At 72.9% G+C, this 13723-nt stretch carries 14 protein-coding genes and 1 tRNA gene; 7 read left to right on the forward strand and 8 right to left on the reverse strand.

Features of this window, described 5'->3' with window-relative positions:
• Positions 1-25 precede the first annotated feature (25 nt).
• A complete protein-coding gene (locus HD593_RS47945; RefSeq protein WP_185109539.1) occupies positions 26-625 on the reverse strand; it encodes a DUF6286 domain-containing protein in 600 nt (199 codons plus the stop codon).
• Between the two features lie 137 nt (positions 626-762).
• Between HD593_RS47945 and HD593_RS47950 the strand changes: the two genes are divergently transcribed.
• Positions 763-1950, forward strand: a complete 1188-nt coding sequence (locus HD593_RS47950; protein ID WP_185109540.1) for an amino acid deaminase/aldolase — start codon at positions 763-765, stop codon at positions 1948-1950.
• On the opposite strand, the gene HD593_RS47955 is transcribed toward HD593_RS47950, so the two are convergent.
• Entirely contained in the window at positions 1947-2279 is a 333-nt protein-coding gene (locus HD593_RS47955) for a DUF3618 domain-containing protein (protein ID WP_185109541.1), read from the reverse strand. The genes HD593_RS47950 and HD593_RS47955 overlap by 4 nt on opposite strands.
• 146 nt (positions 2280-2425) lie before the next feature.
• Here HD593_RS47955 and bcp point away from each other — a divergent pair, with 146 nt between their 5' ends.
• Together bcp and HD593_RS47965 are read left to right on the forward strand one after the other, a co-directional pair.
• Positions 2426-2899, forward strand: coding sequence for a thioredoxin-dependent thiol peroxidase (gene bcp, locus HD593_RS47960; protein WP_185109542.1), 474 nt, complete (start codon positions 2426-2428; stop codon positions 2897-2899).
• 118 nt (positions 2900-3017) lie between these two features.
• Positions 3018-3100: transfer RNA gene (locus HD593_RS47965), tRNA-Leu, on the forward strand.
• Between the two features lie 6 nt (positions 3101-3106).
• Here HD593_RS47965 and HD593_RS47970 read toward each other — a convergent pair.
• Positions 3107-3652, reverse strand: a complete 546-nt coding sequence (locus HD593_RS47970; RefSeq protein ID WP_185109543.1) for a hypothetical protein — start codon at positions 3650-3652, stop codon at positions 3107-3109.
• A gap of 166 nt (positions 3653-3818) precedes the next feature.
• Here HD593_RS47970 and HD593_RS47975 point away from each other — a divergent pair, with 166 nt between their 5' ends.
• The 4 genes from HD593_RS47975 (at position 3819) to HD593_RS47990 (ending at position 8987) form a co-directional block, all read left to right on the forward strand.
• Positions 3819-4988 (forward strand): sensor histidine kinase, encoded by a 1170-nt coding sequence (locus HD593_RS47975; protein ID WP_185109544.1) that lies wholly within the window; start codon positions 3819-3821, stop codon positions 4986-4988.
• Positions 4989-5645, forward strand: coding sequence for a response regulator transcription factor (locus HD593_RS47980; RefSeq protein ID WP_185109545.1), 657 nt, complete (start codon positions 4989-4991; stop codon positions 5643-5645).
• A 107-nt stretch (positions 5646-5752) separates the two neighbouring features.
• Entirely contained in the window at positions 5753-6505 is a 753-nt protein-coding gene (locus HD593_RS47985) for an ABC transporter ATP-binding protein (RefSeq protein ID WP_185109546.1), read from the forward strand.
• 1 nt (position 6506) lies between these two features.
• Positions 6507-8987 carry an ABC transporter permease gene (locus tag HD593_RS47990; protein ID WP_185109547.1) on the forward strand — a complete coding sequence of 827 codons (2481 nt, stop codon included), beginning with the start codon at positions 6507-6509 and terminating at the stop codon, positions 8985-8987.
• Between the two features lie 262 nt (positions 8988-9249).
• On the opposite strand, the gene HD593_RS47995 is transcribed toward HD593_RS47990, so the two are convergent.
• From HD593_RS47995 to rph, 5 genes are all read right to left on the reverse strand, one after another.
• Positions 9250-9519 carry a hypothetical protein gene (locus HD593_RS47995; RefSeq protein ID WP_185109548.1) on the reverse strand — a complete coding sequence of 90 codons (270 nt, stop codon included), beginning with the start codon at positions 9517-9519 and terminating at the stop codon, positions 9250-9252.
• On the reverse strand, positions 9516-10406 hold the full coding sequence (locus HD593_RS48000; RefSeq protein WP_312904267.1) for a toxin glutamine deamidase domain-containing protein: 891 nt from the start codon (positions 10404-10406) through the stop codon (positions 9516-9518). Before HD593_RS48000 ends, HD593_RS47995 begins: the two co-directional genes overlap by 4 nt.
• A gap of 79 nt (positions 10407-10485) precedes the next feature.
• A complete protein-coding gene (locus HD593_RS48005; RefSeq protein WP_312904269.1) occupies positions 10486-12234 on the reverse strand; it encodes a molybdopterin-dependent oxidoreductase in 1749 nt (582 codons plus the stop codon).
• Between the two features lie 121 nt (positions 12235-12355).
• Positions 12356-12946 carry an RdgB/HAM1 family non-canonical purine NTP pyrophosphatase gene (gene rdgB, locus HD593_RS48010; protein ID WP_185109550.1) on the reverse strand — a complete coding sequence of 197 codons (591 nt, stop codon included), beginning with the start codon at positions 12944-12946 and terminating at the stop codon, positions 12356-12358.
• Positions 12943-13662, reverse strand: a complete 720-nt coding sequence (gene rph / locus HD593_RS48015) for a ribonuclease PH (protein ID WP_185109551.1) — start codon at positions 13660-13662, stop codon at positions 12943-12945. Before rph ends, rdgB begins: the two co-directional genes overlap by 4 nt.
• Between the last annotated feature and the right edge of the window lie 61 nt (positions 13663-13723).

Raw genomic sequence — 13723 nt, forward strand, 5'->3', positions numbered from 1 at the left:
TTCCCTTCCGACATTGCGGCCGGCCTCATCCGGCCCTCCTGCGCAGGCGGACCACGACCTCGCCCGTGCCCAGCGTGCCGACGCCCGCCAGGCGGTCGCCCACGGCCGTGCCGACCTGCCTGAGCATCTGGCCCGTGCTCTCCGCGCCGGTCGTGACGGTGACCTCGATGGTGCGGCGGCGCAGCCGTACGCGGGCTTTGTCCACCCCCGCGACCTGCTGCGCCGCCGCGCGCAGCGTGCGGCGCAGGCCAGAGCGGGTGATGCCGATGACGATCAGCGGGTCGGACGTCTCCACCGGCACGAGGCCGGAGCGGCCGGGCACGATCGCCAGCAGCAGCATGAGCGTGCCGGCGCCCGCCGCCACCAGGGCCGCGGTGGCCGTCTCCGGCCAGGTGGTCCGGCCCGCCAGCTCGACCACCTCGTTCACCGGGACCCAGCCGAGCGGCGCGCCGAGCAGCGCCGACACCACCTCGGCCGCGGTCGCCCCCAGCCCGCCGGCCAGCACGAGCGCGAGCAGGGCTCCGGGGACGGTACGCGCCGGCCTGAGCACCCTGCGCGCCCTGCGCAGCCCGGTGTCCCGGGGGGCGACGACGGCGCCGGGCAGAATCTGCTGAAGCGTGGTCATCACAACGACAGACGTACATGCACCCCGCATGGCCTGAACCGCGCCCTCGCCGCCGATTTGCCCGAACATTACGGGGACCGCGTTTAACGCGAACAAGTCTCATGTTCTTTTGCCCGTTATGCGGTTACGCTGCCGGTATGGATGACCGCCAGCGCTACGACCGCGCCACAGCGGCCCTGGAACCACCGTTCGCGATCGTCGACCTCGCCGCCATGCGGGCCAACGCGGCAGACCTCGTACGCCGGGCCGCGGGCAAGCCGATCAGGGTCGCCAGCAAGTCCATCCGCAGCCGCGCCCTGCTCGAACACATCCTGGCCATGGACGGCTTCCGCGGCGTCATGGCGTACACGCTCCCCGAGGCGCTCTGGCTGGCGGCCGGCGGCATCACCGACATCCTCGTGGCCTACCCCACGGCCGACCGGCAGGCGCTGGCCGCCCTGGCGGCGGACGCGCGCGCCGCCGCGCAGATCACCGTGACCGTCGACTCGGCCGCCCACCTCGACTACCTGGAAGCCGCCGTGGCCCCGGTGCACCCGCGCGCCGAGCTGCGGCTCTGCCTCGACCTCGACGCCGCCTACGTCGCCTTCGGCCGCAGGGTGGGTGCCCTGCGCTCCCCCGTCCGCGAGCCGCACGAGGCCGCCGACCTGGCCGCCGACATCGCCAAGCGGCCCGGCTTCCGGCTGGTGGGGCTGCTGGCGTACGAGGCGCAGATCGCCGGCGTCGGCGACGCCCCGCCCTCGAACGCCGCCCGCGCCCGCCTCATCCGGCTCATGCAGGCCCTGTCCGCCCGCGAGCTCGTCCTGCGCCGCGGCCGCGTCGTGAACGCCGTACGGCAGTTCGCCGACCTCGAGTTCGTCAACGGCGGCGGCACCGGCTCCGTGGAGCTCACCACGCGCGAGAAGGCCATCACGGAGCTGGCGGCGGGCTCCGGCTTCTTCCATCCGCGGCTGTTCGACTTCTACCGCCGCTTCACCGGACGCCCGGCCGCGCTCTTCGCCCTGCCGGTGGTGCGCCGCCCAGCCCCGGACACGGTGACCGTGCTCGGCGGCGGCTACCTCGCCTCCGGCCCCGTCGGCCCGGCCCGCGCGCCGCAGCCGTACCTGCCCGCCGGGCTGCGTTACGCGCCCGAGGAGGGCGCGGGCGAGGTGCAGACGCCGCTGCTCGGCCAGGCGGCCGGCGACCTGCGGCTCGGCGACCGGGTGTGGTTCAGGCACGCCAAGGCCGGCGAGCTGTGCGAGCACTTCGACGCGCTGCACCTCGTCGACGGCGACACCGTGGTGGAGCCGGTCCCGACGTATCGGGGCGAGGGCCGTACGTTCCTCTAGCGCCGCCTGCGCCTGCGACGCCAGAGCACGACGGCCGCCCCCACGACCAGCACCGCGCCGACCCCGATCAGCAGCGGCCCCAGCTCGGGCCGCTCCTCCTCCCACACCCGGTCGGGGTCGTCCCCGAACTCGACCGGCCGCGGCGTCATGCCCAGCGCGTCACCCACGGACGCCACGAAGTGGCCCGCCCTGCTCCTGACGTCGGCCACCGTACGCTCGGCGACCCGCTTGGGGCTCACCCGGTCGGCAATGGCGTCGACCGTCTGCGCCAACTCCGCGCGCGTCCGCGCGATCCGCCGCTCCAGCTCGTCGGGATCGGTGTCAGCCATGGCTCTCCTTTCGACCGTACGCGGGCCCCGCGCCGCGTGCCGAGCGGGTTCCGTCCGTTCTGGTCGTGATCAGTCTGTCAGGTCGGCGCGCCGGACGGCACAACGGCCGGGCCGGTAGGTTGGCGGGAAGAACGTAGGAGGGCCCATTGACCGAGACCAGACTCACGCCCGGCGACGCCGCGCCGGAGTTCACGCTACCCACCGCCGACGGCGGCACCATCTCGCTCGACACCTATCGCGGCAAGCGGGTGATCCTCTATTTCTACCCCGCCGCGATGACCCCCGGCTGCACCAAGCAGGCCTGCGACTTCCGCGACAACCTCAGCCAGCTCACGGACGAGGGTTTCGTCGTCCTCGGCGTGTCGAAGGACAAGCCGGCGAAGCTGGCCAAGTTCGCCGAGCGTGACGCGCTGACCTTCCCGCTGCTGTCCGACCCCGACCTGGCCGTGCACCAGGCGTACGGGGCGTACGGCACGAAGAAGCTGTACGGGAAGGAGGTCGTCGGGGTGATCCGGTCGACGTTCGTCATCGACGGCGACGGGAAGGTGGAGCAGGCGCTCTACAACGTGAAGGCGACGGGACACGTGGCCTCGCTCAAGAAGAAGCTCGGCCTGTCCTGAGCACCACCGGGCCCTCCCTCCCGGAGGGCCCGATTGATCGTCTTCTCGTCCGCACAAACGCCTCGGGCTCGCATGCGGAGCGCTAAACTTGTGTCCGGCCCGCTGTGGCGGGGAAGGCGCGGGCGTGGCGAAATGGCATACGCGGCAGGTTTAGGTCCTGTTGGTGGAGACACTGTGGGGGTTCGAGTCCCCCCGCCCGCACACCTGTCAGCCCGTGTAGGTCGGGTCAGGGAAGACATACTCCGGCGGCTCGTCGGGAGCCAGTCTTCCGCGTGGCTCCAGCACGCAGTAGGCCCCGTCGCCGCTCTCGTAGCACTCCGGCCCCTTCAGCCTGGGGCCCCACTCGCGGTGCTGCCCCCAGCCAGGGGCCTCCATCCGCATGCCGTGGTCGTGATCGTGGGCGAGGTCGCTGAAGGCCGCCACGGTGACGCCGCCGAGCAGGCCGCCGACGACGAGCCCGACCAGCCCGGCGCCCATGACCTGGGTCCGCCTGCGGCGCAGGAAGTCGCCGAAGGGTGCCTGCTCGCGCTCCCATGAGGCGGGGTTCGGCTGGGTGGGCGGGAGGTAGGTGGAGGCGCGGTCGGCCTGCTCGCCGTACTTGAGCGGGCCGGGCTCGTGCAGCTCCCGGGTCGGCTCAGGCCGGTTCGGCTCGGACTGGTCCTGCTCGGTCTGGCTCGGCTCCGACGACGGGGTCGGGTCGCGCGGCGCTTCCTCTTCGCCGCGCGACCCGGCGTCGCGATCATGATCCGCCATCACGATCTCCCTTTACTCGCCCCCAGAGGGGGCGCTCCCAGTAATAGAGGATGCCAAAGCCACCGTAAGCCCCATGTAAGAGCAAATCCATGTAAGACCTGGGTCGTACTCCTACTTCCGCCTCCAGGCGGACCAATGTCCCGCTGGCGCTACATATCGTGATGATGTGTTCGGCAGGGTACGGGCGTGGTCCAGGCGCCACACGAAGCTGGCGGGCGTCCTCCGCGTGGGCCCCTTGACGTTGTTGTGCGCCCTCACGGTGGCGCCGTACGCGTCGGTGACGCCGCCAGGCACCACCGTCTCCCTGCGCGTGGCCGGTTACCTGGCGCTGGCGGCGGCGTTGATCGTGCCGCTGTGGTGGCGGGACCGGCCGCTGGTCTCGTTCGCCATCGTGTCGCTGGTCAGCTTCGGGCAGTGGCTGGCGCAGATCGATCTCCAGCCGGCCAACATCGCGGTGCTGGTCGCGCTGTGGGGGGTGGCCTACCAGTGCTCGTTCCGGTGGGCGCTGGCCGCGTGCCTGGTGGCGGAGCTGGGGGTGTTCCTGGCGCTGCTCAACTGGGAGCTGGCGACGTTCGGGATGTTCTTCAGCGGCTCGATCTTCGTCGTGACGGTCTGGCTGACCGGCCTGTACGCCAACACACGCCGGCGCTACCTGGAGGGCCTGGAGGAACGCGCCGAGCGGGCCGAGCGCGAGCGGGACCAGCAGGCCAGGATGGCGGCGGCGGCCGAGCGGGCCAGGATCGCCAGGGAGCTGCACGACGTCGTGGCCCACAACGTCAGCGTCATGGTGGTGCAGGCCGACGGCGCGGGCTACGCCCTGGACAGCGACCTCGACCAGGCCCGCCTGGCCGTCAAGAACATCTCCAGGACCGGTCGCGCCGCGCTCGCCGAGATGCGCAGGCTGGTGGGCGTCCTGCGCGAGAACGAGGCCGAGGGCACCGACTACACGCCCCAGCCGGGCCTGGGCCAGCTGGAGGAGCTCGTACGCGGCTCCGCCGTGCCCGCCAGCCTGCGGGTCGGCGGCGCGCCGGCCGAGCTGCCGGAGGGCCAGCAGCTCACGGTCTACCGCATCGTCCAGGAGGCGCTGACGAACGCGCTCAAGCACGGCGGCCCCGGCGTGGAGGCCGCCGTGGAAATCGACTACCGCGGCGCCGAGCTGGTCGTCCGCGTGACCGACAACGGCCGGGGCGCGGCGGCCCAGGCGAGTCCCGACGGGCACGGCCTGATCGGCATGCGCGAGCGCGTCGGCATGTACGGCGGCGCCGTGTCGGCGGGCCCCCGGCAGGGCGGCGGCTTCGAGGTGCTGGCCAGGTTGCCGATGGCGAAGGCGGCGTAGATGATCAGGGTGATGCTGGTCGACGACCAGGAGCTGTTGCGGGCCGGGTTCAGGATGGTGCTCGGCGCGCAGCCGGACATCGAGGTGGTGGCGGAGGCGGGAGACGGCGTCACGGCGCTGGAGGTCCTGAAGACCACCGAGGTGGACGTGGTGCTGATGGACGTGCGCATGCCCGGCATGGACGGCGTGGAGGCCACCAGGCACGTCGAGGGGCCGAAGGTGCTCATCCTGACCACGTTCGACCTCGACGAGTACGCCTTCGCGGCGGTCAAGGCGGGCGCGGCCGGGTTCCTGCTGAAGGACGTGCCGCCGGCCGACCTGGTCAACGCGATCAGGGTGGTGCACGCGGGCGACTCCGTGGTGTCGCCGACGACGTTGCGGCGGATGCTGGACCGCTTCGCCGCGCAGCTCCCGACCGAGGCTCCGCTGGCGTCGGCGGCGGGCGAGCTGACGCCGCGCGAGCGGGAGGTGCTGCTCATGGTCGCGCGCGGCCTGTCGAACTCGGAGATCGCGGCCCGCCTGGAGGTGGCCGAGGCGACGGTGAAGACGCACCTGGGGCGGGTGCTGGCCAAGCTGGGACTCCGGGACCGGGCGCAGGTGGTGGTCTTCGCGTACGAGGCCGGGCTGATCGTGCCCTCGCATCGGCCGAAAGGCTGACGGGGGTCATCCACCGGCGCACACGAAGTCCCTCCTCAAGGCCCACAAAATTCGAAATTTCCACTCCTAGCGTGAGTCGCGGCTGCAAATCACGACAAGGAGTGAAAGTGACGCTCACTGAGACCCGGCGCCAGGCCCCGCCCGCCGTGGTGGCCACCGATCTGACCAAGGTGTACGGCCAGGGCGACGCCGAGGTGCACGCCCTGCGCGGGGTGAACGTGTCCTTCGCCACCGGGGCGTTCACCGCCATCATGGGCCCGTCGGGCTCCGGCAAGTCCACGCTCATGCACTGCCTGGCCGGCCTCGACGCCGCCACGTCCGGCACGGTGCACATCGGCGACGTGGAGCTGACCGGGCTGACCGACAAGCAGCTCACGCTGCTGCGCCGGGAGCGGATCGGCTTCATCTTCCAGGCCTTCAACCTGCTGCCCACGCTCACCGCCGAGCAGAACATCCGCCTGCCCCTCGACATCGCCGGCCGCCAGCCCGACCAGTTGCTCTTCGACCGGGTGATCGAGACGGTGGGCCTGCGGGACCGGCTCTCGCACCGGCCGACCGAGCTGTCGGGCGGCCAGCAGCAGCGGGTGGCCGTGGCCAGGGCGCTCATCAGCAAGCCGCAGGTGATCTTCGCCGACGAGCCCACCGGGAACCTGGACTCCCGCAGCGGCGCCGAGGTCCTGTCCTTCCTGCGCACCTCCGTACGCGAGCTGGGCCAGACCATCGTCATGGTCACGCACGACCCGGTGGCGGCCTCGTACGCCGACCGCGTGGTGTTCCTGCGCGACGGCGAGCTGGTCACCGAGCTGGCCGCGCCGACGCCGCAGAGCGTGCTGGACACCCTCGTCCGGCTGGAGGCGTGAGGTGCTCAGGACCACGCTGGCCGGGCTGCGCGCCCACCGGCTCAGACTGCTGCTGACCTCGCTGGCGATCATGCTCGGGGTGGGGTTCATCGCGGGCACGTTCGTGCTGAACGACACCGTCCAGGCCGGCTTCGCGCAGCGGGTCACGGCCGACGCGGGCAAGGTGGGCGTGGCCGTACTGCCCGCCGACTCCGACCAGACGGTGCCCGAGGAGGTGCTGGAGCGCGTGCGGGCGCTGCCCGGCGTGACCGAGGCCCAGGGGCTGATCAGGGCGAGCGCGCCCGTACTCGGCAGGAACGGCAAGGTCGTCGGCAACCTCCCCACGACCGGCCTGTCCGTCGTCCGCGGCCCGCTCGACCGCACCGACGTCGTCTCGGGCACCGGCCCCGGCACCGACGACGGGGCCGCCGTCCTGGACGAGAACACCGCCAGGACCCAGAGCTTCCGGCTCGGCGACACGATCACCGTGCTCGACCACGACCGGCGGCCGCACCAGTTCAGGCTGGTGGGCCTGATCGACACCGGTGTGGACCAGATGCTCGCCTACACCGGCGCGGTCGGCTTCACCCCCGCCGTCGCCCAGCGCATGACGGGTGCCAAGGGGTACGCGGAGATCGACGTGGCGGGCACGGTGACGAAGCAGGCCGTCGCGGCCGCCGTCGGCGGCTCGTACACCGTCAGGACCGGCGCCGAGCTGGCCGACGACCTGGCCGCCGCGGCCGGCGTCGAGACCCAGATGTTCACGCTGGGCCTGCTGCTGTTCGGCGTCGTGGCGATGATGGTGGCCGCGCTGGTCATCTACAACACCTTCAACATCCTCGTCGCCCAGCGCACGCGCGAGATGGCGCTGCTGCGCTGCATCGGGGCCACGCGCGGGCAGGTGTTCGGCTCGATCGTGCTGGAGTCCGCCGTCGTGGGCCTGCTGGCCTCCGCGCTGGGCCTGCTCATCGGGTACGGCCTGGCGGCGCTCACGCTGACCGTGCTGGCCGCGTTCGACGCCCCGCTGCCCACGGACGCGGCGGTCTCGCTCACCCCGGCCACGATCGCCATCGGGCTGGCCGTGGGGCTGGTCGTCACGGTGTGCGCGGCGCTGCTGCCCGCCCGCTCCGCCACCCGCGTGCCGCCGATCGCGGCGCTGCGCAGCCAGCCGGAGGAGCAGACGTTCCGCGCGGGCCTGGTGCGCGCCGGCTTCGCGGCGCTGTTCCTGCTGGCGGGCCTGGGCACGACCGGCGTCGGCACGTTCGCGCTCGAACCCGGCGAGGCCGCGCTCTTCGTGGTCATGGCCGGGGGCGCGCTGACCTTCCTGGCGGTGCTCGTCCTGGGCCCGGTGCTGGTCGGGCCGCTGAGCGCGCTGGTGGGCTGGATCCCGCGGCAGCTGTTCGGGGTGCCCGGCCGCCTGGCGGTGGACAACTCGGGACGCAACCCGAGGCGCGCCGCCACCACCACGGTCGCGCTGACGATCGGGGTGACGCTGATGACGCTGATCACGGTGGTCACCGCGTCCACCAGGCTGACCATGACGGCCAAGCTGGACGAGCAGTTCCCCGTCGACTACCTGCTGGCCAGCCAGGAGCGCGACTCCGTCATCCCCAGGTCCGTGGCCGAGGAGCTGCGCGGCAGGCCGGAGCTGGCCTCGGTGGCGCAGATCCGCGAGGTCAAGACCACGGTCGACGGCAAGCGCGTGGACGCCGGGACGTACAGCGGCGGCATGGAGCCGCAGGTCTCCGCCGGCTCCATGCGGAACTTCGGCCCGGGACAGGTGGCGCTGGACGACGTCACGGCCGAACGGCTCGGCGCTCAGGTCGGCGACACGGTCTCGATGCGGACCGAGCACGCGGGCACCGTGCCGCTGAAGGTGGTCGCGGTGCTCGACAGCACGGAGTCGACGCTGACGCCGGTCACGGTCGCGGAGCAGCCGTTCGAGTCCTACTTCGGCGCGGTGCCCGACTCGCGCGTGATGGTGACCATCGCGGACGGCGTGACCCCGGACCGGGCCCGCGCGGTCGTGGACGCCGCCGCCGCGCCCTACCCGAACGTGCAGGTGACCAGCTCGACAGAGGTGCGCGGGCAGTTCGACGAGACCCTGGACATGCTGCTCATGATCATCACGGGGCTGCTCGGGCTGGCGATCCTGATCTCGCTCCTGGGCATCGCGAACACGCTCTCGCTCTCCGTCCACGAACGGACCAGGGAGTCCGCCCTGCTGCGGGCGCTCGGCCTCACCCGGCCGCAGCTGCGGCGCATGTTGTCGGTGGAGGCGCTGATCCTCGGGCTGATCGGGGCGCTGGTCGGCGTGGTGCTGGGGGTCGTCTTCGGCTGGGCCGCGATGCGGGCGATGCTGACCCAGGCCGTCTTCTCGGCGCCGGTGGCGCAGATCGCCCTGTTCGTGGTGCTTTCGGGGCTGGCGGGGGTGCTGGCGGCGGTGCTGCCTGCCCGCCGGGCCGCCCGGGCCTCGATCGTCGGGTCGCTGGCCACGGGGTGAGTTCGGACAGACGCCCCGAAGTCGAATAAATCCGAAAAACCCGGATAGAGGGTATCTGCGGGTCGGGCGTCTTATGGGGGCGGCGCCCGGCCTGGCTCTGTGGCGGCGAGCGGGGCGTTCGGCCAGACCCCGCTCCGGCGGCCGGCGGAGCCCACGGCCCGGCCCTCGCTCCAGCGCTCAGCGGGGCGTGCGGCCGGGCCCACAGCCCCGGGGCTTCGGGGCCACGCTCCGGTGGTCAGCGATGTGTGCGGCGCTCCGGTGGTCAGCGAGGTGTGCGGCCGGGCCACAGCTCGGCCACGGTCTCCGGGTCGAGCAGCGGGCGGGCCACCACCTCGCCCGTCGCCCGGTCGATCACCACGCAGCCGCTCCCGGCCGTCTCCGGCAGCCTGGCGGGATCGTCGGGCTCCAGGTCGCGGATCCACGCCACGTACCCGCCGTCGAACCCGAACACCCCCACCGGCAGCGCCTCCCCCGGCGCCCGCACCCCGTTGTAGTACTCCTCGGCCAGCGCCCTGGCCTCCTCCAGGTTCATCGCGGCCGCCCCCGGCGATCGAGTATCACGCAGAACACCCCGGTCACGGTCCGGTACGGCGGCTCGACCGCCATGTGCCCCCGCTGGGCGTCGATCCAGATCACCTCGCCGTCGAAGTTGACCGCGTTCCAGGCATGGGTGCCGCCGCCTGGCCAGCGCACCACGATGACGGCCGCGGCGCCGTGCCCGGCGTCGAGCAGCCGCCGCGCGATCAGCGGGTAGGCGTGCCGGCCCTGGCCCGCGTACTGCAGGCGATGCCCCGCCCACCGCTCGATCCTGGCCACGCTCCCCTGCTCGCCGGTCAGCACCGGGCGGCCGATCCGGTCGTACTCGGGCAGCCTCGGCGCGGCCGTCGCGGGCTCGCCGTGCCAGGTGGACAGGACGGCCAGCGCGCAGTCGGCGGCGTTGGACGACCGGAACGGGTCGTCGGCGGGGCCGCCGCCGTTGACCAGCCGCACCCAGGTGCCGCGCGGGTCGGGGAAGCGGGTGCCGGGCCGCAGCGCCTCGGCGAGGTCCCGCTCCACCTGCGGGTCCGGCTGGGCGAGCCCGCCGGGCACCCCGTACGGGCGGCTGTCGGCCAGCCTGGGCGGCCGCCGGGGCCCGTCGAACCAGTCGGCCTCGGCGACAGGCACCTCGTGCTCCGGGCTGCCGTCCCACGCCCGGAGCACGCCCTGCTCTGGGCCGCCGCCGTCCCGCGCGGGGCTCGTGCCGGGGTCGTCACCGGCCCGTGCGGGGTCGGCGGCCAGCTCGTAGTCGAGCCACCGCACGCCGTCGGCCACCACGGGGTTGTAGTGCCCTTCCTGAAGGGCCCACCGGACACTCGGCTTGCGCTCGCGGAACACGGCCTGCCTCCTGTCATGCTCGACGAACGATCGTAGAGGCGACACCGTGTCAAGGGGGCGAACTCGGCGGAGATTCTCCGTGCCCGCCGGAGCATTTACCTGCGAAAACGTCCCAAAGCAGGGCTCAGGCCACCTGCACGGTGACGGCGTGCCAGCCGCTCGCGCCGTCGGGGGCGGGCGGGGCGGGCTGCTCGGTCTGGGTACGCCCGGAGGCGTCAGTCGCCCGTACCTCGATCGTGTGCTCGCCGGGCGTCGCGGCCCAGTCGATCGCCCACTGCCGCCACGTGTCGGGCCCCGGCACCTCGGCCAGCCTCGCCTCCCGCCACTGCCCGCGGTCCACCCGCACCTCCACCGCGTCCACGCCGGTGTGCTGCGCCCAGGCCACCCCGGCGATCGTGGCCGGGCCCGCCTTCAGCGAGCCGCCCTGCCGCGGTACGTCGATGCGCGACTGCGTCTTGATCGGCCCCATGGCGGACCAGCCGCGCGGGGTCCAGTACGCCTGATCCCGGTCGAACCTGGTCACCTTGATGTCCACCACCCACTTGGTGGCCGAGACGTACCCGTACAGGCCGGGCACCACCTGCCGCACGGGGAAGCCGTGGTCGACGGGCAGCACCTCGCCGTTCATCGCCACCGCGAACAGCGCGTCGCGGCCGTCCATGACCACGTCCACCGGGGTGCCGCAGGTGAAGCCGTCGGCCGAGGTGGACAGCAGCATGTCGGCGTCGGCCCGCAGCCCGGCGCTGCGCAGCACGTCGGCCATCCGCGCGCCCAGCCAGCGGGCGTTGCCCACGTAGGGGCCGCCGACCTCGTTGGAGACGCAGGTCAGCGTGACGTCCGCCTCGGTGAGCGGCAGCTTCAGCAGGTCGGCGAAGGTGAGCTCGACGGGGCGGTCGACCATGCCGTGGATGCGCAGGGTCCACTCGGCCGGGTCCACCTGGGGGACGACGAGGGCGGTGTCCACGCGGTAGAAGTCCTTGTTCGGGGTGACGAACGGCGACAGCCCGCCGATCCGCAGGTCCGCGCCGGCGGGGAGGGGCTTGGCGGGAGTCGCCGCCCTGGGCAGGGTCACCCCGCCGCGCGCCGCGTCCACGGCCTGCCGCGCGCCGAGCCGGCTGCCCAGCACCGCGCCCGCCCCGGCCACCACCACACCCCCGGCGACGCCGGTCAGCAACCGCCTCCGGTCGAACACCGCCACCTCACCGCCGGCCCGCATCACCGCCGGCCGCTCCACCGCCCCGCGCCCGCCCAACGCCCCGGCGTCAGCCTCCCCCTCCGACCCGCCGACAGTTTCCCGCTGTCCAGCGCCCTCCCGCTCCTCAGCGCCCTCCCGCTCGTCAGCGCCCTGCCGCTCGTCAGCGCCCTCCGGCTCTTGAGCGGCGCCGTCCTGTTGCGGCGCACCGGAGAGAGCGCGCTCGGCGGGCGCGCCGTGGGAGCCGCGCTCGTAAGTCGCGCCGTGCGGACCGCGCTCGGAGGGCGCGGCGGCAGGCATGTGCGAGGCGGTGCCGCCGGCCGCGCGCCGCAGCAGCCACCCCAGCGCCCAGGCCCCCGCGGCCACCCCGACCACGGTCGGCACCACGTCCAGGGCCCCGGCGTCCGGCCGCGTGACCACCGCCAGCACGCCGATCACCCCGAACAGCACGAACCCGAGGTAGCCGGCCGCGGGCAGGCGGCGGGACAGCAGCCCGATGAGGGCGGCCACGGCGGCGAGCACCACGAGCACGCCCCCCAGCAGGACGGCCTTGTCGTTCTCGCCGAACGTCCTGATGGCGAAGTCCTTGACCGGAGCGGGCGTCAGGTCGACGGTCGCGTCGCCGACGGCCACCACGGGAAACGTCGTGGGCCCGACGACCCCGGCGACAAGCTGCGCCACCCCGAGGGCGACACCCCCGGAGACCAATCCCGCCAGAGCCCCCGCCCACGCGGGAACCGTTGTATTCCTCTGCACAAGAACGACGCTACGCCCCAAGCGCAGCACAATTCTTACGCGAGGGTTACGACCCGAGCAGCTCGCGCACGACGGGCGCCAGCGCGCGGAAGGCCCGCCCTCGGTGGCTGATGGCGTCCTTCTCCTCGGGGCTCAGCTCGGCCGTCGTACGCGACTCCCCCTCGGGCACGAAGATCGGGTCGTACCCGAACCCTCCGGACCCCCGCCGCGTACGGACGAGGCTGCCCGGCAGCGTGCCCTCCACCACCCGGAACGCCCCGGACGGCAGCGCCAGCGCGGCGGCGCAGGCGAAGTGGGCGGTGAGCTTCTCCAGGGGCACGTCGGAGACCTGGGCGAGCAGCAGCTCCAGGTTGGCGGCATCGTCGCCGTGCCGGCCCGCCCAGCGGGCCGAGAAGACGCCCGGCATGCCGTTGAGCACGTCGACGCAGAGCCCCGAGTCGTCGGCCACGGCGGGCAGGCCCGAGCCCTGGGCGACCGCGTGCGCCTTGAGCAGGGCGTTCTCCTCGAACGTGACGCCGGTCTCGGCGATCTCGCCGATCGAGGGGAACTCTTCGAGCCCGACGATGTCGAACCCGGCGAGGATGCGGCGCAACTCCGCGATCTTGCCCGCGTTGCGGGTGGCCAGCACGATCTTCATGACTCCAGGGCCTCCCGCTGGATCAGGGTCAGCTCCTCGCAGCCGGCCACGGCCAGGTCGAGGAGCTGGTCGAGCGCCCCGCGGTCGAACGGCGCGCCCTCGGCCGTGCCCTGGACCTCGACGAACGTGCCCTCGCCCGTCATCACGACGTTCATGTCGGTCTCGGCGGCGACGTCCTCGGTGTAGCAGAGGTCGAGCATCGGCACCGAGCCGACCACGCCGACGGAGACGGCCGAGACCGAGCCGATGAGCGGGTCGCCGGGGCACATGCGGCGCTCGCGCATCCAGGAGACCGCGTCGGCCAGCGCGACGTAGGCGCCGGTGATGGCGGCCGTACGGGTGCCGCCGTCTGCCTGCAGCACGTCGCAGTCGAGCAGAATGGAGTTTTCACCCAACGCCTTGTAATCGACGCAGGCGCGCAGCGAACGCCCGATCAACCGGGAAATCTCGTGAGTACGCCCGCCGATTTTCCCGCGGACCGATTCGCGATCGTTACGTGTATTGGTCGCCCGCGGCAGCATGGCGTATTCGGCCGTAACCCAGCCCTGGCCGCTGCCCCTGCGCCAGCGCGGCACGCTGTCCTGCACGGACGCGGCGCACAACACGCGCGTGCCGCCGAATTCGACCAGCACGGACCCTTCCGCATGCGTCAGCCACCGCCGGGTGATGGTGATGGGACGTAGCTGGTCAGGGTTGCGGCCATCCTGTCGGGACATGCAGATCACCCTATCTCCGCGCCACGACACTCTTGACCAAATGTGTCCGCCACATGGATCC

The sequence above is a fragment of the Nonomuraea rubra genome (genome assembly GCF_014207985.1).
In the GTDB taxonomy this organism is placed as follows: domain Bacteria; phylum Actinomycetota; class Actinomycetes; order Streptosporangiales; family Streptosporangiaceae; genus Nonomuraea; species Nonomuraea rubra.